General features: G+C 55.8%; 22 protein-coding genes. 8 read left to right on the top strand and 14 right to left on the bottom strand.

The genetic code is table 11. The annotated features are described in order from the left end of the window. Positions 1-5: 5 nt before the first annotated feature. The 6 genes from ACA051_RS10980 to ACA051_RS10955 all read right to left on the bottom strand — a co-directional run bounded on the left by ACA051_RS10980 (position 6) and on the right by ACA051_RS10955 (position 7,344). Positions 6-1,109 carry a hypothetical protein gene (locus ACA051_RS10980; protein WP_497375539.1) on the bottom strand — a complete coding sequence of 368 codons (1,104 nt, stop codon included), beginning with the start codon at positions 1,107-1,109 and terminating at the stop codon, positions 6-8. After that, positions 1,109-2,329 (bottom strand): MATE family efflux transporter, encoded by a 1,221-nt coding sequence (locus tag ACA051_RS10975; protein ID WP_497374729.1) that lies wholly within the window; start codon positions 2,327-2,329, stop codon positions 1,109-1,111. The genes ACA051_RS10980 and ACA051_RS10975 overlap by 1 nt, the downstream gene beginning before the upstream one ends. Next, on the bottom strand, positions 2,326-3,438 hold the full coding sequence (locus ACA051_RS10970; RefSeq protein WP_042932696.1) for a polysaccharide pyruvyl transferase family protein: 1,113 nt from the start codon (positions 3,436-3,438) through the stop codon (positions 2,326-2,328). The genes ACA051_RS10975 and ACA051_RS10970 overlap by 4 nt, the downstream gene beginning before the upstream one ends. 14 nt (positions 3,439-3,452) lie before the next feature. Next, positions 3,453-4,535 (bottom strand): glycosyltransferase, encoded by a 1,083-nt coding sequence (locus ACA051_RS10965; RefSeq protein ID WP_497374727.1) that lies wholly within the window; start codon positions 4,533-4,535, stop codon positions 3,453-3,455. Positions 4,536-4,630: 95 nt separating this feature from the next. Next, entirely contained in the window at positions 4,631-6,859 is a 2,229-nt protein-coding gene (locus ACA051_RS10960; protein ID WP_497375538.1) for a polysaccharide biosynthesis tyrosine autokinase, read from the bottom strand. A 44-nt stretch (positions 6,860-6,903) separates the two neighbouring features. Next, complete coding sequence (locus ACA051_RS10955; protein WP_042932693.1) at positions 6,904-7,344, bottom strand: low molecular weight protein-tyrosine-phosphatase; 441 nt, start codon at positions 7,342-7,344, stop codon at positions 6,904-6,906. Between the two features lie 306 nt (positions 7,345-7,650). Here ACA051_RS10955 and ACA051_RS10950 point away from each other — a divergent pair, with 306 nt between their 5' ends. Together ACA051_RS10950 and ACA051_RS10945 are read left to right on the top strand one after the other, a co-directional pair. Then, the gene (locus tag ACA051_RS10950; RefSeq protein WP_497374725.1) at positions 7,651-8,616 is read left to right on the top strand and encodes a glycosyl hydrolase family 5; all 966 of its coding nucleotides are present in this window, start codon (positions 7,651-7,653) and stop codon (positions 8,614-8,616) included. 102 nt (positions 8,617-8,718) lie between these two features. Next, a protein-coding gene (locus ACA051_RS10945; protein WP_497303223.1) for an IS3 family transposase occupies positions 8,719-9,944 on the top strand; the annotation gives its coding sequence in 2 pieces (ribosomal slippage) (positions 8,719-9,070 and positions 9,070-9,944; 1,227 coding nt in all). Between the two features lie 24 nt (positions 9,945-9,968). On the opposite strand, the gene ACA051_RS10940 is transcribed toward ACA051_RS10945, so the two are convergent. Continuing rightward, positions 9,969-10,337 carry a hypothetical protein gene (locus tag ACA051_RS10940; protein WP_497374723.1) on the bottom strand — a complete coding sequence of 123 codons (369 nt, stop codon included), beginning with the start codon at positions 10,335-10,337 and terminating at the stop codon, positions 9,969-9,971. A gap of 340 nt (positions 10,338-10,677) precedes the next feature. Here ACA051_RS10940 and tal point away from each other — a divergent pair, with 340 nt between their 5' ends. After that, a complete protein-coding gene (tal, locus tag ACA051_RS10935) occupies positions 10,678-11,604 on the top strand; it encodes a transaldolase (RefSeq protein ID WP_462049292.1) in 927 nt (308 codons plus the stop codon). A 70-nt stretch (positions 11,605-11,674) separates the two neighbouring features. Here tal and rssC read toward each other — a convergent pair whose 3' ends face one another. Further along, the gene (gene rssC / locus ACA051_RS10930) at positions 11,675-12,157 is read right to left on the bottom strand and encodes an anti-sigma factor antagonist RssC (protein ID WP_007935262.1); all 483 of its coding nucleotides are present in this window, start codon (positions 12,155-12,157) and stop codon (positions 11,675-11,677) included. Further along, positions 12,157-13,338, bottom strand: a complete 1,182-nt coding sequence (gene rssB, locus ACA051_RS10925; protein WP_010456296.1) for a two-component system response regulator RssB — start codon at positions 13,336-13,338, stop codon at positions 12,157-12,159. Before rssB ends, rssC begins: the two co-directional genes overlap by 1 nt. Positions 13,339-13,614: 276 nt before the next feature. Here rssB and ACA051_RS10920 point away from each other — a divergent pair, with 276 nt between their 5' ends. Continuing rightward, complete coding sequence (locus ACA051_RS10920) at positions 13,615-13,914, top strand: PilZ domain-containing protein (RefSeq protein WP_497309624.1); 300 nt, start codon at positions 13,615-13,617, stop codon at positions 13,912-13,914. Between the two features lie 61 nt (positions 13,915-13,975). Here the strand turns inward: ACA051_RS10920 and ACA051_RS10915 are convergent, their stop codons facing one another. Then, a complete protein-coding gene (locus tag ACA051_RS10915; RefSeq protein ID WP_497309622.1) occupies positions 13,976-14,665 on the bottom strand; it encodes an MlaA family lipoprotein in 690 nt (229 codons plus the stop codon). 200 nt (positions 14,666-14,865) lie between these two features. On the opposite strand from ACA051_RS10915, the gene pcrP reads away from it, so the two are divergent. Further along, complete coding sequence (gene pcrP / locus ACA051_RS10910) at positions 14,866-15,486, top strand: HAD superfamily inactivated hydrolase PcrP (RefSeq protein WP_497309620.1); 621 nt, start codon at positions 14,866-14,868, stop codon at positions 15,484-15,486. Between the two features lie 109 nt (positions 15,487-15,595). Then, entirely contained in the window at positions 15,596-15,859 is a 264-nt protein-coding gene (locus tag ACA051_RS10905) for a DUF4404 family protein (protein ID WP_497309618.1), read from the top strand. A gap of 174 nt (positions 15,860-16,033) precedes the next feature. Here ACA051_RS10905 and queF read toward each other — a convergent pair whose 3' ends face one another. Then, the gene (queF, locus tag ACA051_RS10900; RefSeq protein ID WP_497374720.1) at positions 16,034-16,864 is read right to left on the bottom strand and encodes an NADPH-dependent 7-cyano-7-deazaguanine reductase QueF; all 831 of its coding nucleotides are present in this window, start codon (positions 16,862-16,864) and stop codon (positions 16,034-16,036) included. Between the two features lie 61 nt (positions 16,865-16,925). After that, positions 16,926-17,450, bottom strand: a complete 525-nt coding sequence (copI, locus tag ACA051_RS10895; RefSeq protein WP_497374718.1) for a copper-resistant cuproprotein CopI — start codon at positions 17,448-17,450, stop codon at positions 16,926-16,928. 155 nt (positions 17,451-17,605) lie between these two features. Between copI and ACA051_RS10890 the strand changes: the two genes are divergently transcribed. Then, positions 17,606-18,286 (top strand): heavy metal response regulator transcription factor, encoded by a 681-nt coding sequence (locus ACA051_RS10890; protein ID WP_497309613.1) that lies wholly within the window; start codon positions 17,606-17,608, stop codon positions 18,284-18,286. Further along, entirely contained in the window at positions 18,286-19,635 is a 1,350-nt protein-coding gene (locus ACA051_RS10885; RefSeq protein ID WP_497374716.1) for a heavy metal sensor histidine kinase, read from the top strand. Before ACA051_RS10890 ends, ACA051_RS10885 begins: the two co-directional genes overlap by 1 nt. Positions 19,636-19,741: 106 nt before the next feature. Here ACA051_RS10885 and ACA051_RS10880 read toward each other — a convergent pair whose 3' ends face one another. Both ACA051_RS10880 and lolD read right to left on the bottom strand, forming a co-directional pair. Beyond that, the gene (locus ACA051_RS10880; RefSeq protein WP_497374714.1) at positions 19,742-20,986 is read right to left on the bottom strand and encodes a lipoprotein-releasing ABC transporter permease subunit; all 1,245 of its coding nucleotides are present in this window, start codon (positions 20,984-20,986) and stop codon (positions 19,742-19,744) included. 65 nt (positions 20,987-21,051) lie between these two features. Next, entirely contained in the window at positions 21,052-21,735 is a 684-nt protein-coding gene (gene lolD, locus ACA051_RS10875; RefSeq protein ID WP_167362278.1) for a lipoprotein-releasing ABC transporter ATP-binding protein LolD, read from the bottom strand.

The following is a 21,735-nucleotide window of genomic DNA, read 5'->3' as shown; positions in this document are numbered from 1 at the left end:
AAACCTCAGCTCAAGACGCTTGATTCAACCGACTCAGGTTTCCTTGAGCGCAACTGCAATCCCAGGCCCAGAAACAGCACCGGCACCACCATGGAGAAATGTCGGGCAAACGAGCCGAAGTCAGGCTCGAACAACCCCTGCACCAATAAAAAGGACAGTGGGATCGCAATCAGCTCTTTGACTTTCGGCTCGATGGTTGAGCCTTTGTAATGACTCGACGTGATCATTTTGAACATCAATAACGAGGTCATCATCATCAGGACGACGAATATGATCTGCCCCAGGCCGGAGAGCAGGATCAACTCCACCGGGAAAGACAGCCTGAAAAAGATGCTCATCGAGTCCACGGCCTGCGACACGAAGTCACCGCCGTTAATCCACGAAACGATCAATGACTTCGAGCCTTCTTCACCCAAAGTCCGCTGTTCATTGTTACTGGCGCGAATGGACGAAACCGAATAGCCGACCAGCAACTGAATGGCCGTCGCGATCACCAGGTAGAACATAAACAACATCACGAAAAAGCTGAAACGCGACACATGCTTCTTCATCACGCACACGCCGACCCAGACCAGCGAAAACAATATCCAGTAGGGTCGGATCAGCACGCCATAAAACAGCGCAGAGAGGAAAAAGCCCGCGCGGTAGCGTTTCGAAAAGGAGAAAAACAGAATGGCGATCACCGCCACCGAGACAATGATCTCCTTGGTCAGGTTATCGAGGAAAAACGACCTGACCACCCCCCAAAGGCACAAGGTCAGGAAGAGCGTTATCGGTATTCTTTTGAAGATGAAGATCGGGATGGAGGTCAGAAACAGGTTGCACAACATCCCGTAGGCCCACGCATTGGTCAGGTTGATACCGGTGGGACGCAGCAGGTAGGCGGAGCACTCGTAAGAGGACCGGTCTGGTGAAAACGGATTCCAGAAATTGCAATTATCTGAACGAACGTATGACGTCCACAGGGTCATGGCATCCGGGCCAGGATCGCGGTGCATCAGCAGCGGCATCGCAATAGACAGAAAAAGACCACACAGCAGAATCAGGAATGAAATGGGCGAATCGAGTTTTCTTCCGCGAAACTCTATGGACGGTAGAGAGATGGCCATTACAAGGCCCCCTTCGACCGGGCAAATCTGGTCAGCAACGCAATGACGGCCAACTGCACCGTGATCGAAAAGACATTGCCCCACGCCGCGCCGTAAATTGAATAGTGCTTGATGAGCACATAACTGACGGGCAGTGAAATCGCCAGGCAGATCGCCGCACTGGCTAATGAGACCCGACTGTTCTTTGAGGCAATAAGACCTCCCCACACGATGTCGCCGACGGCGCGCAGGGCAAAAGAGAAAATCAGGATCGCTAAAATCCGGTTATCCGGGCGCGGGACTGCCGCGTCCACGTAATCGAGCAGGATGTTGAAGAAGGCATAAATCAGCACAGCTACCGCGCAGGAAACAATCAAGGAGCGCAGCACCCATTGATTAACGAACAATTGCCGAACCGTCAGCGCCTGCTGGTTATTTTTATAACGCTTGGCGAGCACGGGAATGCCCACCACTGCAACAACGGCGTAGGACAATGCTTGCAACGTGTTGGCGGCAGACCAGGAGTAAACGTATTTGCCGAGGCTGGCATACGGTTCAATGTCCAGAATCAGAAAACGTTCAGCGTACTGACTTAATGCGATCAGGCCGCCGCCCAGATAAAAGGGCAACCCTGCTCTCCAGACGGAAACCGTGGTAACGGCACTGACGTCCCGGCCCTTATGAACGTTAACCACAATGAAGTAACCGGCCACGATGACCAACAGGTTGGTGGCCACCCATAACCAAAGCACACTGGCGATGGTGGACACTACGCCCGCCATCAGTCCGCCCACGGCAAGGAGCGCCCAGAGGCCGGTCTTGATGAAAAACAACAACGCGCCCCAGTTGGCCTTTTGTGCGGAAAAGACAAACGAGTTTATTTCGAAGGACAGATGCTCGGTGAGCAGCAACAGCGTGACGCACGCGATCAACGCGGCACTCGCCTCAACATCGCTGAACAGTGAGTAAAGCGCGACCGTGACCACCGATAACAACAAACCAACGGCCAGGTACAGAATCAGTACCTTATCAACGACAAGCTTCGTACTGCCCCCCACGCTGATCAGCCGGTTGATTTCAGAACTGAACCCGACGCTGTAAAACTTCGAGGCGATCAACGAAGCGGCCACCACCACCCCGTAGAAACCCAATGCCTCGTAACCCAGGTAATGCGTGATGGCCAACACCAGCAAGAACTTTGCGCCTAATGCACCTCCGCGTAGCAACAGCCGAAATATCATCGAACAATCCCTTTGATAATCGTGTCCATCAGCTCCGTTTTGGCTTCGATTTCTTTGCAGGTGTCCGTCAGTTTTTTACCGAATCTGGACAACGCGTTCGGGGCGTAAACAGTGTCAATGATCGTGTCGACATTTATGTCCCCGCCGTTGATTACCCAATCTTCCACGCCCATATCCTGATAGGCGCCAAAACCTTTGCGTTCATAGCTGATATGAAACGCAGGTACGCCGGCGAGTAAAGACTCGATGGCTCCGTGCAGCCTTACGGAGATGACCAGGTCGGGCTGATACTTGGACAGGGTCGCCTTCAAAGGCAAGAGGTCCTCGGTAATGCCAAGTTCCCGATAGAACGCCCCGTCATCGTTGCCACGGACGGCGCTTTGAACAGCACATACCACTTTGCTTTTCGCCCTTAGTCTCTTCAAAAGAAGCTTCAAGTTGGCAACGTAGGCGATCTTTTTCTCTTTGCTCCATTCCGGCGGCTTGCGTAAAACCACGCAGACCACGGCCGGCGATGACGCGCAGCGGGTGAACTTGGGTTGCACCAGAATCTTTTTCGCCAACGCCTGGACCGCCAGGTCTGGCGCTCGATAAACATTTTCATTGGATTGGAAAATAGCCGACGACCTGTTGTCGCGGACAAACACCGCATCGGCACTGGCATAGTGTTTTACGATCGCGCTGCTCTCACCGTGGAACGGGCCGATACTTTGCGGCAGGTAAACCGACGGCACCTTGCTCAAGATCGCCGTTTCGAGCTGTTTGGCATGGCCCAGTTTCAGCTTGATGTGTTCAAAGGCGCTCTTTGACCGCATGTACCCACCGCCCACCCCGACGATCAGATCGCTGGTGCTCAAGAGGTCAGCGAGCGGTGCGTAAGACTGTTTAAGGAAAACCGCTTCCTTCACGCGTCCCAGTCCTTTAGCCGCCATGACCGGCGCGTCATACCGCTTATAGGGAAGGTAACTGAATGATTGGGGGTCTGATGCAACGACATTGATTAACGTGTCGGCACCGAAGTTTCGCAGCACCAAGGCAATTGCCAAATCCACCAGGAGGCCATCACCGGAATTGGATGCACTGTAGCCATGCAAAATAGTAACGTTCATATCTTGATATCTACTTAATAAGTTTGAGCGGAATACACGTCATAGGTTTGCTGGATCATCAGCGTTGCGCTGAACCGTTCGCGCACCCGCTTGCGGCTTGCGGTGCCGAGTTCCAGCAACTTTTGTTTCTTGATGTTCACTAAGATGTTGCCGAGCGCCTGGTGATCGCCCGTCGAAAATATGTAGCCCGTGACGTCGTGCGTAACCAGTTCAGGGAGCGAAGTGCAGTCACTGGCAATAACGGGCACGCCCATGGCCATGCCCTCAAGGGGAACCATGGCAAAACCTTCCCAGCGACTGGGGACAATCAGGGCATCGGCGGTTTTATAGAGAGCATTGACTTCGGCCGGGGTCACCCAAGGCAGGTATTCAACGGCGTCAATGACAGGGCACTCTACCGGCTCCTCATTCACCGCACTGCCGACCACCGTCAGTTTCAAGTCGGTGCGCTCGACTTCCGTGAATGCCTTGAGCAGGACATCAAAGCCCTTCTGGTAGTCCAGTCGACCCACAAATAAAAGTTGAATATCCGTGCACTGACTGGACAGGCTCTCATCGTTTTTATAATGAATGCCGTTGTAGATCAGTTTCATACGGTGGCGGTCGATACCGAACGAGGCCGCTTTATCCAGTTCATACTGGCTGACACAGATAATGACATCCGTGACTTTTTGCAAAAGCCGCTCAATCAGTGAATACACTTTCTGCTTGGCGGGAGAGCTTTCCATCAAGAACGAAAACGCGTGCGGGCAGTAGATGATTTTCGGTGACCGCCAAGGGCGCAAGATTAAACACACACATCGGCCAATGACCCCGGAAAACGTGCTGTGCAAGTGCACGACATCCGGTTTTTCCTTGAAGATCACTCGGACGAGTTGCCAGGCAAACCGCAGCAGGGAGACGACATCTCTCTTGTTTCGGGAGAAGGTCCTGATGTCTTTTTCATCAATACCATGCAGTTCTTTCTTCTGGTCGAACGGGATTAAATACACCAGTTCATACTGCTGGGCGTCGCCCTTGGGAGGGGTTGATATCGTCCGGATGACCGTCGCAACGCCACCTTTAATCGTTTCCGCCACATGTAGTATTTTTTTCACAGTTCACCCAACTCCATTATCGTAGTCGCAAGGCGACAGGGACCGGAGAATGGTTAGTCCACCCTCAGTCCATTACCTGGCAAATAGAACTCGCATTACGACTTGTCAGAGGCGTACTCGTAGTTGTAATAGCCATAACTGCCATTACCGTAATAACTGGACGCTCGTTTCTCGACACCGTTGAAAATCGCGCCTTTCAATTCGATGCCGTTTTGAGCAAACCGACGAATCGTCAATTCGATCTCTTTGGCTGGATTGACGCCGAAGCGCGTCACAATCAGATTAATGGCGGCTTCACGGCCAACGATGGCCGCATCTGTCACGGCCAGAAGAGGTGGCGTGTCGATGATTACCACGTCGTAGAGTTCGCTCAGTTCAGTTAGGAGTTCTCTGAAGTTGGCATGCATCAACAGCTCGGACGGGTTGGGCGGTACTTGTCCACGACTGATGAAATGCAGGTTATCGACTTCGAGTTTATTGATCGCTTGCTCGATACTGCAGCGCTTGGTCAACAGATCGGACAAGCCATTGCTGATCGGTGTCGCCAAGGTCTTGTGCAGATGACCTTTGCGCATATCGGCATCGATCAGCACGACCCTCTGCCCACTTTGAGCGATGACCGCGGCCAGATTAGAAGAGACAAACGTCTTGCCTACCTGAGGGCTCGGACCGGAGATCATGATCCGGTTATTGGTCGCATCCAGCCCTGCAAAATGCAGGCAGGTTCGCAGGCTACGTATCGATTCGATGGACAAGTCGGTGGGGTTACGCAGGGCCAATAGAAAAGACTGGCTGTCGGCGCTGTCGCCCAGCCGGACTTTTTTAGTGTCCTCTTCTTGTTGCAAAGTGCTGTAAGGAATGGAGGCATAAACCGGCAGACCCAGTTGCTCGATGGCTTCCGGCCCTTCGAGTCCTCTGCTCAGCGATTTACGCACTAACACCAGCGCTACACCGACAAAGCCACCCAGCAAAGTCGCCATCAGTACGATCAGGGCTTTACGCGGTTTGACCGGGGTGGTGATGTCGACGTCCGCCGTATCAATCAACCGTGCATTGCCGACCGCCCCTGCCCTGACGATGTCGAGTTCTTGGGATTTGTTCAGCAACTGGGTATAGATTTGTGTCGCCACTTCCACATCACGGGTCAGGTTCAACAGCTCCTGCTGTGTAGCCGGAAGCCCCTGGACTTTCTTTTCCAACCCCTGTCGCTGTTTGTTCAAATCCCCCATCTGCGCCATCAATGCGCGGTAGGCCGGGTGCTCCCGGGTGAACTTTCGATCCAAGTCCGCTTGCTGGAGTTTCAGATCCGAGATGCGCGTATCCAGCACCACCATCTGTTCCAGCACAGACTTGGTTTCGAGGGAGATGTTGACTGTGTTTCCGCGGGTCTGATAGCTGTTCAGTGCGTTGCTGGCTTTGACCAGATCGTCTTTGACTTGCGGTAATTGTGCCTGAAGAAACTCCAGACTCTGGGCAGCCTCGGCAGAAGTACGTTGCACATTCTGCTGCACATAAAGCCTTGAGATCTTGTTGAGAATCTTCACCGCCAGGGTGTAGTCGGTGCTGGCCAGAGCCAGACTGATGATGCCCGATTCTTTACCTTGCTCGGAGACATCGAGGGCGTCCTGGTAATTCTGAATGGTGACAATGCGTGGATTGCGCACGACTTCAAATTTAGTGCCCGGGTTCGCGGCCATGCTCGCGATAAGGACCTCGACACCCTCCTGCGCGATGGCTTCGCCTGTGGCGCCATCGGCCAACAAACCGCCGTTGTCATCGTAGAGTTTGAATCGATTCTGCTCTTCGGCAACCAGCATCAATTTCTTGCCCAATAATTCAGCCGGCAGATCAAGCTGTTCGATATCAAGGCGCTCGCCGCCCCATGCATAACTGTTCATGCCAAAGCGCGGTGGCGAGACACTTTCAGTGGGGCTGCTTTTATAGCGCCGAGCAAGAAAGCCGCCGACGACGGGAAAGGTGTTGGGCGTAATCACAATATCAAGATGCAGATCATCGACCGTTTTACCGATAACCGCGCGAGACTTGATAATGCCGATCTCGGTCGCCGCCGGTGATTGTCCACCGAGCATGCTGCTGATATCCGAGAATCCCAGCATGTCGTTCTTTTTCGGCTCGACCTGGACCAGGGCATTTGCCAGATACACGGGCGGCGATAAAATCGAATACGCGGCACCGGTCACCATGAACGCCCCGGTGATGGCACCTATTAACCATTTATGGTCAATCAATGTGCCTAATAAACCGAGCAGATCAATCTCGTCTCTGTCTTTATCCCGGGTGCTGATTACTGACGGTAACTGCATAAGGTCTATTCTTTTACCATTATTACTAATCTGAAAATCATCCATTAACGTCCGAGGCGCTGCGCCCATGAGCAAACGGCATCTTCAATCAATGCATGGGCATGGACAAACGCAGCTTTTCCTTGACGATACGGGTCCTTTATTTCGCGTTCACTCTGCCACTTCCCCAGAAGAAACACTTTGCCCCTGGCGTGTGATGCAATCTTTAGTACGCCCTGTACATGCTCTTTTTCCATGACCAGAATGAGGTCTGATTCATTGACAATGGCGGGCGTAATCTGCCGCGCTTTAAACCCTTGGTCTTCGTGCCCCTGTTCTTCAAGAACCCGAAGTGCGTCGGGTTCCATAGACTCACCCACCCGCGCGTTCAATCCCGCGGAGGTCACTGAGATACCCGAAGGTTGCAGCGCATGGCGTAGCAACAGTTCAGCGGTAGGACTTCGGCAAATATTGCCGACGCAAACCACAAGAATCTTTCTGAACAAGGCTACTCTTCCCGTGTAGTGTCGATTCAGCCCACGTATAGCGAGGATATAAGTGAGCCAACAAGACCGTCCCGCACTCTGAGAGGGATCCATCATGAAAATACTTTCGTATTAAATACCACGACACACAAAAAACGCCCAACCAGAAAACCGGACCATAAATAACACCTGCGCCAGGGAAGTTATTTATCCGACCAATATTAACAATGGGCGTCTGTGATGGAAGATTGATGGTATCGCTGTATTAATTGACTAATGATATTTTCCCCTGCCCCCTACCTGGGACGACTATAGGAATTGCCCGTTATGCCCTCCACGTGTTTTCGACTGATTGCCACTTCAACGCTATTTATACTTGGCGCCGTCGACCCTGTTTACGCCAGTCAGGCTTTTTCAGCGCTGGCTCAGGACAGCAAGACAATAGGCGTTCAGGTGAAGATCCAGAATTTCTCGACCGCTGACGCCCATCAGATCAAAGCCTCAGGGTTCGGCTTCGTGCGCCTTGGCGTATGGACAAACAGCCTGGGTAACCCGGCGTATCAACACCAGATCAATGAAGCCTTCGCTGCTGCCAAATCCGCCGACCTGCCAGTATTGATGACCGTTCGCTCCACTAAAGCGCTAACCCACAAAACGCAAAGCAGTGGCAGAGATCTCGCCGCTGCGGGAGATTCATTCGCCAACTCGGTCATCGGTCTGGAAAACGCCTTCAGTACGCAGCTTGTCGCCATTGAAATCTGGAATGAACCGGACTTGCCAAAATACTGGCCTACCCAGGATTTTGAAGTAACGTTTGTGCCGTTCATGAGCGCAGTGTGCAACGCGTTACAAAAGCGGGATCACTCAACCCCCCTGATCGGGTTTGGATTCGCGAAGGCCCCCACCAAAGACTCCAGGGCGACCGTCGCACTGACTGAAATCCTGAAGGAACACCCACAATGCCTCAGCGCTGTTTCTTATCACCCGTATGGCATGTCGGGCACCGAGATCAGCCGTGCTCAAGCGTTTATCCTTGATAACTTCCAAGTGCCGGGGGTGATTACCGAATGGGGAGTGCCATCGCTCAGTTCCATCGGAGGCACCGCCGGACAAGCATCGCGCATTACAAGATTCATCTCGGATGTCAAAAAACTGAATATACCGCTGACTTCCCTATACGAATGGAAAAACAGCGACTCTGGCAGTAATGATCGTGAGCGAAGTTTTGGATTAAAGTCGTCCGATGGAACATCAAAACCTGCGGAAGCCGCCGTCAAAATGTTATTGAAGTAACCTGTCGAATGACCGCGCACACCGTTAACAGGGGCTTTTATTAATCCATTGTCTCGTCCTGAATAAGGTTTACACCTTCTGGCTTTTTATCAGGAAGGTGCAATGGATACGGGCGCAAAACGTAGTCAGCGCGATTACACGCTGACTTTTAAATTGTCGGTTGTCGACCAAGTAGAAAAAGGCGAGTTGAGTTATAAAGAGGCTCAGCGGCGTTATGGGATTCAAGGTCGGTCGACGGTGTTGGTCTGGTTACGCAAGCATGGTCGACAAGATTGGAGCCAAGGCGCCTCCATTCGTACGCAGAGGACTCGACCGATGGACGAGCCAACTTTGCCTTTGACCCCCGAGCAGAGAATCAAAGAGCTTGAGGAGCAACTGGCACTAGCAAATCAGAAAGCCAAATTCTTTGAAGATGTGGTTGATGTCCTGAAGAATGACTACGGCGTATCCATTGTAAAAAAGCGGCCCGGCAAGTCGTTGCGCAAACCCAAACCCTGAGTGTCAGCAGGGCTTGCCAGTTTATGGGGATCAGTCGCCAAGCCTTTTACAAGCGTGATCGCGTCTATCGGGCGCGAGTCGATCAAGATCAGAAACTCATCAAGTTTGTGCAGGCAATCCGAGTGCGCCAACCCTGCATTGGCGCACGCAAGCTCCAGTCATTGATGCACGCGGAGCATGAGAAACCTGAGTTGCATGTTGGCCGGGATCGCTTGTTTGAAGTGCTGCGCGAGCACCGGCAGTTGGTTCGCAGGAAACGGGCGTATCACAAGACGACCGACAGCCATCATCACTTTCGCTGCCATCCCAATCTGCTAAAGCCAGGCCCGCAGCAAGTCGTTGCAACCGGTCCGGAACAGGTCTGGGTGGCCGATATTACTTACCTGTCCACCCAGCGTGACGATCCGGTCTACCTGAGCCTGGTCACAGATGCCTTCTCAAGAAAAATTGTCGGTTATCACGTGCATGGCAGCCTGCATGCCGACTCGGTGGCCCAAGCCTTACGCATGGCGTTAAAGACACGTCGAACACGTCAGAAACTGGTCCATCACTCGGATCGAGGAGTCCAGTACTGCTCGGCGCTGTATCAAAAGCTCCACGCCAAGCATGGCATCACGTGTTCGATGACGGATGGCTACGACTGCTACCAAAACGCCTTGGCAGAGCGGGTCAACGGCATCTTGAAAACAGAACTATTACTCCACCGGCCGACAGACTTGGCGCAAGCGGAGCAAATGGTGCGAGAAGCGATCCTGATCTACAACCAGGAACGCCCGCACCTGTCCTTAAAATACAAAACGCCCGATGCGGTGCATCGGGCGTTGGGGTGAAACAGGTGTAAACCTATTTCAGGACTAGACACATGCTGCATAACTCGCGGCGTCCATTGCCAGTGACTCCTCCACAAGCACCTCGAACAATACGGCTTGCGCTTCAAACCGCAGGTCATGTTTGGACTTCTGTGAGTCGTTCATTTGTTCCATCAACACGCGAGTGACTTGACTGGGCATGCTGTGTTTCACTCGATTTAGCCAGCCGGGAATTTTCTTTGCGGCTTTCACTCTTCCCATTTCAACCAGCCCCGTCATATTGTCCGGATGGTTCTTCTTTGATGCGGCCATCAGCTCTTCAAATACTTCGGTCAATTTCTTCAAGACATAACCGAGAATAAAGTCATCGAAGGCCTCCACAATTGCAGACACCCGCTCCCCTTGTGAAGTCATTTCCCAATCCAATACCTACATTTATCCACGCCACATTACACGCCATCCGAGTGGCACTAATTGACATCTTATAACGGGTGAACTTGACCATTTTTAACACCGGTTGGCGCCCGAATGCAGGCATGCCAGCTCAGGCGCCAGAGTTGCCACAGAGCCGTCAACGGTCAGTTGCTTTGAACCTGCGCGCGGTTTTGGCATCGTATTTACCGAGACCCGCGCCCCACCTTTCAAACATCCGTTCTCCGGTTGTTGCCAACGGGGCCACCGATACGTACATGCGCCCTTGAGTGGCTGTCAGCGCTCGGGTAATGTCATTAGACCCATAGGACAGAGCACGCCCATGACTTCCAAGCTGGAACAACTCAAACAAATGACCACCGTAGTTGCCGACACCGGCGACTTCGAAGCTATCGCTCGCGTAAAACCCGTCGACGCTACCACTAACCCTTCCCTGCTGCTGAAAGCGGCGGCCATTCCCGGTTATGCCGAGTTGCTGAACGCCTGCGTTCACGACTGCAAGGGCGATGTGGGCCTGGCCAGCGACCGCTTTGGCGTGGCGGTAGGCCAGGAAATCCTGAAGGTTGTACCGGGCCGCATTTCCACTGAAGTGGATGCGCGCCTGTCGTTCGACACTGACGCCGTATTGAAGCGTGCGCACCGTCTGATCGACCTGTACGACAAGGCTGGCATTGGCCGTGACCGTGTGCTGATCAAGATCGCTTCCACCTGGGAAGGCATCCGTGCCGCCGAGACGCTGGAAAAGGAAGGCATCCAGACCAACCTGACGCTGCTGTTCTCCTTTGCTCAGGCGGCGGCGTGCGCTGACGCCGGAGTGTTCCTGATTTCGCCGTTCGTGGGCCGCATTTACGACTGGTACAAGAAGGCCAATGGAAACGACTACACCGGTGCGGATGATCCGGGCGTGCAGTCGGTGACGCGTATCTACAACTACTACAAGGCCAATGACTACAAGACCGTGGTCATGGGTGCGAGCTTCCGCAACCTGAATCAGATTGAGCAGTTGGCCGGGTGTGATCGCCTGACCATCAGCCCGGACCTGCTGGAAAAGCTGGCGGCGGACACTGGCAAGCTGGAGCGCAAGCTGGCCCCGGGGCATGCGGGAGAGGCGCGTTTGAGCCTGAATGAAGCGCAGTTCCGCTGGTTGTCCAACGAGGATGCGATGGCGACCGAGAAACTGGCTGAGGGGATTCGTCAATTCGCTCGCGACCAGGAAAAACTCGAAGCACTGCTGCAAGCCAAGCTGTGATCTAGTTCAGCTCAATGCAAAAAGGGCGAACCCTTACAGGTTCGCCCTTTTTTGTGCGTCGCTTATGGAATCAGTGACGCTCGAGGGCGTTCACCAGATCATGAAAGGCTTCACGGTTGGAGTCGTTCAGGCCCATGAGGATTTTGTGTGCTTCGAGCACTTTGATCCGCACGACTTCCTCGGACTGATCCTGGTCTGGCAGGTCGGTCAGGCATTCAGGGCACGGGATCGGGCGGTCAACGATGTTGAACACTTGCTCGAAGCCCATGGACTGCAGCAGACGGGTGATGTCTTCGTGGGTGGTGACGACGGTCGGCAGCAGGCCGACCTTTTGCCGCGACAGGATCGACAGTTTGGCAAGCAAACCAAGGGTGGTGCTGTCGATGCTGCGGGTTTCGGTCAGATCGATCACGATCGCGTTGAAATTCAACGCGGTGAAGATCCGCTCAATAGTCGCATCCAACGCCGAACATAGGGTCAGGCGAACTTCACCGACGAACTTCAGGACGAAGGTGCCGTCCTGTTCGGCGAACTGGATTCTACCGGTACTCATTAAAGATTCCTGCTCAACACCAACAGGGCGATATCATCCGGCATCTCCCCTAGCGTGGCCAATCCAAAAACCTGCCGCAGACCATCCAGGCTGCCGCCCGCTGCTTTGACCCGTTGGGGCAAAGCCGCTTCTTTTTCTTTGAGTGTAGGTTCTGGCAAAAGGTCCAGAATGCCATCGGACATCAGCGTCAGGCTGAATGTTGGCGGCAGCTCCAGCACGTGGTCTTCATAGGTGGCTTCATTGAAGAGGCCCACCGGCAGACCACGCCCTTCCAGATAACGAACACTGTCTGGCGTGTACAACACAGGCAACGGCAAATGACCACCGATGCTATAGGTCAACAAACCTGTCTCCTCGTCGATGACACCACCGACCATTGTGACGTGTTTACCCAGCTTACAACTGATCAGGCCTCGGTTGATATGACCAAGGACCTCTGAAGGCTTGAATTCCGGCAATGTGCCGCTGCGCTTGGATTCGAACAGCAAGCGCGTGGTCATGAACTTTAGCAGCACGGTGACGAAGGCTGAAGAGGCGCCATGACCGGAAACGTCCGCCAGGTAAAAAGCTACCCGACGCTCATCGACCCGAAAGTAGTCAACGAAATCACCCGACAGGTACAGCGACGGGATGATCTGGTGGGCGAACTGGAACTCGTCGATGGTCCAGGGGCTGACCGGCAGCATGTTCATCTGCACCTGGCGACCGGCGTTCTGGTCTTCCTGGAGCAGGTTCAGGCTGGCGGCGAGCTCGCGGTTGGCCTTTTCCAGCTTCTCGCGGTAGCGCTGGTTTTCCAGCAGCAGGCGCGCACGATCCAGGGCACGGCGCACAGAGTGCTCGAGCACAGCCAGATCTTCGAGAGGCTTGATCAGGTAATCCGCCGCACCCAGGCGCAAGGCCTCGACCGCGTCGTTCATCACGCCGGCACCCGAAACCACGATCACCGGGGTTTGCGGCGACAGCTCGGTGACCTGGCGAATGAGTTCGAGTCCGCCCATCTGCGGCATGCGCAGATCGCAGATGACCAAGTCGGGCTTGTCTTGCTCGAATACCTGAAGACCCTGCTGGCCATTACTGGCCTGCAGGACACTGAAACCACTGTCTTCCAAGTAGGCCGCGAGGCTCGCGCGCACTACTTCGTCATCATCGATTATCAGCAACGTGGCACTGGTTTTTGGCATGTGGGCAAACGGCGCCAGAATTAGGTTGGCGTAGCAGGCAGGGGGTTTAGCCCGGCTCACACTACTGGATTCGCTTTCTAGCCTCTCTACTGCACTGTTATCGAGCGTTTGCCCTACACACAGGTACACCAGAGGTGCCCTTCTAAGGCGCAGACGGTACTCCCATCCGCGGGGCGTTTCAAGCTCACGCCGATGGTCGCTTGACGTCTTTACTTGTCAAATCACCGGGAGTTATAAGAACAGGCAAAACCGTAACCCAATGGAAGGATGAAGCCCATGAGTCAAACCGATCGGGACTACAGCGAAAAGCGCGATTTCATCCGCATGCGGGTCGATGCCGATGTGTCGCTGATTCACGAAGGCGATGAGGTGCCAGCCGTCTGCATAGACCTTTCCAGCAGTGGCATGCAGGTTGAGGCACCCAACCTGTTCAAGGTCGGTGACCGGCTCAGCGTGCGCATCGATTCCGATCACGTAGCGCTTAAAGGGCTTGAAGCCGACACCGAAGTTGTATGGGTGAAAGAACAGGACGATGGCAGTCAGAAACTCGGGCTTACAATCTTGAAGATGAAATAAGCTCGGATCCAATCGAAAGAAGGCGGCCGATTGGCCGCCTTCTTCATTTTACGGGTCGAGATCAAAAATCGTCTTCGACCTGGCCGTCTTTGACTTTGAACTCGCGGTTCTGCAAATACGCATTGCGGATGAAGGTGTATTTGTCGCCGCTGATCAACTTCTCGCTCGACAGCAGACTTGCGCGGGTGTCGACAATGTTCAGGCCGAAGATCGAGTTACGCACGGGCACGTCGTTGATATAGCGGTACGGGCCGGTGTAGCCGTCGACGTACCTGGATGGAGCATCGCGCAACGTGCTTGGGCCCAACAGCGGCAACATCACATACGGGCCGCTGCCCACGCCCCAGTAACCGAGCGTCTGGCCAAAGTCTTCGTCGCTACGATTCAGGCCCATTTTAGTGCCGACGTCGAAGAAGCCCAGCAGGCCGAAGGTGGTGTTGAAGATCAGACGCGCAGTGTCGACGCCAGCCGCGGCCGGTTTAGCCTGCAAGACGTTGTTGGCAAGGTTGGTGACATCACCGACGTTGCGAAACATGTTGTGAATGCCGTCTTCCAGAAACTGCGGCGTCACGAACTCGTAGCCTTGAGCGATTGGCTTGAGTGCATAAGTGTCGACGAAGTCGTTGAACTGAAAGATTGGACGGTTGACGCTTTCCCAAGGGTCTTCTTCCGTGGCAGCCTGGGCTGCGAACGGAACCACCAAAACGCTGGCACACACACAAAGCTGAGCTAGACGATTGCTCCAGCGCATAGAAAACTCCTTGGATTGTACTGGCATGGGCGCTTGGCCCAGGCGATAAGCTGGCTAGTATAAGACGGAAAAGCCGGTTTAGGGCAGCCTCGCGCGTGATGACCTACGGATGATTCGTCCTGACTGAGAGCACTTCACATCAGTGTCATGCAACTGTCACCGGCAGCACCTAGCCTTGCCGTTATTTCAGGGACGTTGATATGCCGCACGCCGAAGCCTTGCCCCTTGCCGCACCCAGCCTGACCGCCGTACTGTTCGGGCTCAGTGGTTGCCTGGTGGATTTCGGCGCCCGGATGCGCCAGCACGACACTCACACGGCCGAGCACGCCGAGGTCACGCCCGGCGCGCTGGACAGTCTGAACAGCTTGCAGCTCCAGCAGATTCCTTGCGCCTGGCTCGACGAGTTGCCCCCCGCCCTCACCCACTCCCTGGCCAGCGCGTTGCCTTCGTGGATCAAGCCTTCGCAACACCCAGCAACAATCAATCCGTGGCCGGCGCCGAACGCTTGCTGGCAAGCCTTGATGGCATTGAATGTCGAACAACTCGATGGTTGCGTGCTGGTCAGCGGCGAACCGCGATTGCTGCAATCGGGACTGAATGCCGGGCTGTGGACGATCGGTCTGGCGTCCTGCGGTTCGCTCTGCGGTTTGGCACCCGGTGAATGGCAGGCCTTGAGTCAAAAGGAGCGCGAACACCTGCGTGGTAAAGCGACCGTGCAATTGTTCAGCCTGGGTGTGCATTCGGTGATCGATCACCTCGGTGAGCTCGACACCTGCCTGGCGGACATCAGCCTGCGTCGGCTCAAGGGCGAAAAGCCCTGATCGAGATCATGCAGGCAAGACAGGAGTGGATTAATCTAAAGGGAAGCCATAGACCTTTGGCACGCTGCTGCTGTCTATGCCAGTGCCTATCGATAAAAGGAAGAACGCCATGCCTGCCCGCGAACTGCAACAACAACTCAATACTCTGCGCGAGCAATTGGAACAGAATCCGCCGCTGACGGAGGCCGAGCGCGAAGACCTGCACGCGCTGATGCAACAGATCGAACTCGAGCTTGAGCTGGAAACCAAAACCAAAGACTCCAACCTCGCCGACAATGTGAACCTGGCCGTCGAGCGCTTCGAAATCGAACACCCTACCCTCGCCGGCACCTTGCGCAACATCGTGCAAGCCTTGGCCAACATGGGGATCTGAACCCGCCAGATGCAAAAAGCCCTGCTATCGCTAGCGGGGCTTTTTTCATTTTTACAATTCGCAATGCAATCCCCTTGTGGGAGCGGGCTTGCTCGCGAAAGCGGTGTGTCAGTCGACATAAATAGCGCCTGACACTACGCTTTCGCGAGCAAGCCCGCTCCCACAGGGGGTACTTTATTGCCGGACCAGACGATGGTTCGGCAGTTGCATTTCTTCAGTACTGCGATACGGGTTGATGTCCAACCCACCGCGTCGCACATACCGCGCGTAGACCGTCAACTTCTCCGGTTTCAGCAACCGCTGCAAGTCGAGGAAAATCCGTTCCACGCACTGCTCATGGAAGTCCGAGTGCTGACGAAAGCTCACGATGTATTCCAGCAAACTCGCGTGATCCAGCGCCGCGCCACGGTATTCCACCGCCACGCTGCCCCAGTCCGGCTGACTGGTGACCGGGCAGTTGGATTTGAGCAAATGGCTGTGCACGCTCTCTTCGACAATGCGCGAATCATCGCAACGCAACAATTCCGGGCGCGGATGCTCGTAGTTACTGACGCTGATGTCCAGATCATCGATGCACACACCCGGCAACGCCACGACGCCTTCGCCTTCGACCTCCTTGAGGCTGCGAATCCGCACGCCAACCGGCTTGCCGGCAGCGGCCGACAGGTCTTTGACCAGCGTCGCTTCAAGGGTCGGGGTATCGGCAAATGGCGTCTGATTCAACGAGTTCAGGTACAGCTTGAACGACTTCGATTCGATGATGTTCGGCGAATCCGCCGGGATGCTGAATTCGCCAATCGCCACCACCGGCTTGCCGGACGGCAACAGCCACGACAGCTCGAAGCAGTTCCAGAAGTCCACACCCTTGTAAGGCAGGGTTTGCGCCGTCAGGCCCAACTCCGCCCATTTCGCGGTGCGCGGGATCGGGAACAGCAAGGACGGCGTATAAGTGGCGATGTATTCGCTGGACTTGCCCAGCGGCGAGTGTTCGGCTGCGGGATGCATGGCGGAAACCTGACTGAATAATCAGTGGATTCTACCAGCCTTTGCACCCGCCTTTGAGTGCTTACTGACTGACAGTCAGTTTGCCGACCATGCCCGCCTGGTAATGGCCGGGAATGTTGCAGGCAAATTCCAGGCGGGTGGCCTTGCTGAAGGTCCAGGTCAGCTCGGCCGTTTTTCCCGGTTCGACGAGGACGCTGTTCGGGTCGTCGTGCTTCATCATCCCGTGGTCCATGCCAGCCATCGAACCGTGGTCCATTTCCTTCATGCCTGTAGGCGTCAGCATGCCGCTCTGCTGCATCTTCATCATTTCCTGCTGATGCCTGGTGTGCATCGCCGCGTCGCCGAGGTTGAATTCGTGCAACAACTGGTCTTTATTCACCAGCACAAAACGAACCGTCTCACCGGCTTTGATATCGATCGCCTTGGCCGTGAACGACATGTCACCCATCACCACCTCGACACTGCGAGTAGCCTTGGCCGCCGGGGCCGGCTGACCGAAATCGTAGGTATGCGCCGGCGCTGCCCACACCGGCAAGCTCAGAGCCAGCAAACACGCGGCCAGCCCCAGAGATTTGCGCAAAAACATAGTCGTACTCCAACAAGATAAGGTTCAGCCTGTGGAAAACTCTAAACTGTCACCACTGCCCGCAACCTGACATGCAGATTACAACTTTGTCAGGTTGACCTGTATTAACGCTGCCCACGGTATAAAGCGTTCGTTCCACTTGCCTCGAGTTGCCCATGAAACTGCTGATCGTCGAAGACCAACCGAAAACCGGCCACTACTTGCGCCAGGGCCTGACCGAGGCCGGTTTCAACACCGAGCTGACAGCCGACGGCAGCACCGGGCAACAACTGGCTTTGAGTGGTGACTACGCGTTGTTGATCCTTGATGTGATGCTACCCGGTCGCGATGGCTGGCAAATCCTGCAGGCGGTGCGTGGCGCCGGCCTCGATACGCCAGTCCTTTTTCTGACGGCGCGAGATGCGGTGGAGGACAGAGTCCACGGCCTCGAACTCGGTGCCGACGATTACCTGGTCAAGCCGTTCGCCTTCTCCGAATTGCTGGCTCGGGTCCGCAGCCTGTTGCGACGCGGCAACGCTTCGCCTCAGGAAACCAGCCTGCAACTGACCGACCTGCGCCTGGACTTGATCCGCCGCCGGGTGGAGCGCGGCGGTCGACGCATCGACCTGACCGCCAAGGAGTTCGCCCTGCTGGAAATGCTCCTGCGGCGCCAGGGTGAGGTGCTGCCCAAATCACTAATCGCCTCCCAGGTCTGGGACATGAATTTCGACAGCGACACCAATGTTATCGAGGTCGCGATCCGCCGTTTGCGCCTGAAGATCGACGATGAGTTTCCCAACAAGCTGATTCATACCGTGCGCGGCATGGGTTATGTCCTTGAAGAGCGCCCTGCCTGATGCGTCGACTCTCGCTGAGCAGTCGTCTGGCGCTGCTGTTTGCGGCCTGTACCGCCGTGGTTTCACTCTTTGCCGGGGTATTGTTCAGTCGCGCCAGCGAGGCGCATTTCATCGAGCTCGATCAGCAATTGCTGGACGGTAAATTGATGAGTTTGCGCCGCGTACTGCATGACGTTCAGTCGAGTGAGAGCGAAATCAAACTGGCTGACGAGCTGAGCCGGGAGGCGGACCTGTCGCTGCGAATCACCGGCAGCGATGGCCAGCGCTGGTATGACAGCTCGGCGCGCCTTCCGGTAAAGCTCCCGCAAAAAACGGGCTTATCCAAGCTGAACGACAACGGCACCGATTATCGCGTGCTGAATGCGCCGTTGTTTGTCGACCGGCCTGACTCACCGCAACTGACCTTGCTGCTGGACATCACCCATCACCAGCACTTTCTGCAACGCATGCAGCGCCTGATATGGCTGACCGTCGGCTTGTCCGCCCTGGCCACCGCGTTGCTCGGTGCGTGGGCGGCACGCAGTGGTTTACGCCCGTTGCGGCGCATGAGTGCGATCGCCAGCGGCGTTTCGGCGCAATCGCTCAATGCCCGGCTGCCCGAAGAGAATATGCCGTCGGAACTCACGGAATTGGCCGACAGCTTCAACGCTATGCTCGGACGCCTGGACGACTCTTTTCAACGGCTCTCGGCGTTTTCCGCTGACATCGCCCACGAACTGCGCACGCCGTTGTCGAACCTGCTGACCCACACCCAGGTCACCCTCACCCGCCCTCGGCCTATCGAAGATTACCGTGAAGCGCTGCACAGCAACCTCGAAGAGCTGCAATGGATGGCGCAGTTGGTCAACGACATGCTTTACCTGGCCAAGGCCGACCATGGGCTGCTAACGCCCAAGCGGGAGTCGCTGGAACTGGCCGCAGAAGTGGATGTGTTAATGGAGTTTTTTGCGCCGCTGGCGGAAGACGCCCGGGTGACATTAAGTAGTGAGGGCAGCGCGCGGATGGAGGGTGACCGCAGCATGTTGCGGCGGGCGCTGTCCAACTTGCTGGATAACGCGCTGCGGTTTACGCCCGCTGATGGCGAGGTGCGGGTGCGGATTGTTGATCAGGTCAAAGGCTTGAGTTTGACGGTCGAGAACAGTGGGGACGGCATTGACGGGCCGTTGCTGCCGCGTGTGTTTGATCGCTTCTACCGGGCTGATGCAGCGCGACAGGAAGGCAGCAGTGAACATGCGGGGTTGGGGTTGGCGATTACTCAGTCGATCATCCGCGCCCATGGCGGGCAGATTCGTTGCGAATCGAATGATGGGTGGACGCGGTTTGTGATTGAGTTGCCGAGGGGGGATTGAGGCCAGCAGGTCTGGCCCCTTCGCGAGCAAGCCCGCTCCCACATTGGATCTAAGTCAGCTCGGTCAAGTGTGGGAGCGGGCTTGCTCGCGAAGGCGGCATCAGGGCTTACGAATACCGCAACGCGTGAGCCGGCTCGATCTTCGCCGCACGCCAGGCCGGGTAGACCGTCGCCAGGAAGCTCAAGATGAACCCGGCGGAGCAGATCAGCAACACATCCCCTCCCTGCAATTCCGATGGCAAGTTACTGACGAAATACACATCCGAACTGAAGATGTGCTGGCCACTGACCCGCTCCATCCAACCCACCAGCTCACTGACGTTCAACGCCGCAATCACGCCGAGCACGCCACCGATCAAGGTACCGACAACGCCGATCACCGTGCCCTGCACCATGAAGATCGCCATGATCTGTCGCGGTGTGGCGCCGATGGTGCGCAGAATCGCAATGTCCGCGCCCTTGTCGTTCACCACCATGATCAACGTAGCGATGATGTTGAACGCCGCCACGGCGACGATCATCAGCAACAGCAGGCCGATCATGGTTTTTTCCATCTTCATCGCACTGAACAGACTGCCCTGGGTGTGGGTCCAGTCGTCGGCCCGGTAGGCGGTGCCAAGACCCGAAGCCACATCGCTCGACACCTTCGGCGCCGCGTACAAATCCTTCACGGCCAGGCGCACGCTCTGCACCTGGTTCGGAGCCCAGTGCTGCATCTGCGCGGCATCGGCGACGTGGATCAGCGCCATAGAGCCATCCAGCTCGGCGCCGACCTTGAACACACCCACCACATTCAGCCGCTGCATGCGCGGGGTAATGCCGCCGGGTGCACTGCTGACTTCCGGCACGATCAGGGTGATCTTGTCACCGACATTCAAGCGGAAACGCCGCGCGGTGATCTCGCCGATCACCACGCCGAACTCGCCCGGCTTCAACGCATCGAGACGGCCCTGAACGATGTGCTGGGCAACGATCGACACCTTGCCTTCCAGTGCGGGATCAACACCGCTGACCTGAATCGGCTGCATCGTACCTTTATAGGAAAGCATGCCTTCCATCTCGGTGAACGGCACGGCGGCGGTGACTTCCGGGTTTTTCATCGCCGCGGCGGCCACGGGCTGCCAATCGTCGATCGGGTTCACGCCGACGATGGTAGCGTGCGGCACCATGCCGAGGATCCGCGAGCTCATTTCGCGCTGGAAGCCGTTCATCACCGACAGCACCACGATCATCGCCAGCACGCCGAGGGCGAGGCCGATCATCGAGGTCATCGAGATGAAGGAAACAAAGCGATTGCGGCGCTTGGCGCGGGTATAGCGCGTGCCGATAAAGATCGATAACGGTCTGAACATTCGCTGGGGCACCGTATAAAAATAAAAGACCCGACGTACTGTTCAGCACGCCGGGTTTCGGCCAATCAGATGGGCGTCAGGCAACCTTCCTGCAAATGCAGGACGCGATCCATCTGGCGAGCCAGGTTCATGTCGTGAGTCACCACCAGGAACGCCGTGCGCATCGAAGTGCTGAGTTCGAGCATCAAATCCTGAATGCCCTGGGCGGTGTGGGAGTCGAGGTTGCCGGTCGGCTCGTCGAGCATCACCAGGCCTGGCTTGTTCACCAGGGCGCGGGCGATGGCCACACGCTGACGTTCGCCGCCGGACAGCTCCGAAGGCTTGTGCTCCAGACGATGGCCCAGCCCTACCCGCTCCAACAATGCCGTCGCACGCTGACGCGCTTCCGGGATCGCGGTCTTGCCGATCAGCAGCGGCATGCAGACGTTTTCCAGCGCGGTGAACTCAGGCAGCAAATGGTGGAACTGGTAGACGAAACCCAGTGACCGGTTGCGTAAAAGGCCGCGTTTTTTCTCGCTCAACGCCGACAGCTCCTCGCCGTCGAGCCAGACGCTACCCTTGGTTGGCGTATCGAGACCACCCAACAGGTTGAGCAAGGTACTTTTGCCCGAACCCGAGGTGCCGACAATCGCTACGCGCTCACCCGGGTGCAGCTCCAGCTGCAGACCGGCCAGGACTTCTACCGACTCCGGGCCTTCCTCGTAGGATTTGCCCAGGTTGCGGCAGCTCAAGATTGCTTTATCACTCAT

The organism is Pseudomonas sp. LBUM1669 (assembly GCF_059695705.1).
This window is presented reverse-complemented; position numbering and strand designations above follow the sequence as displayed.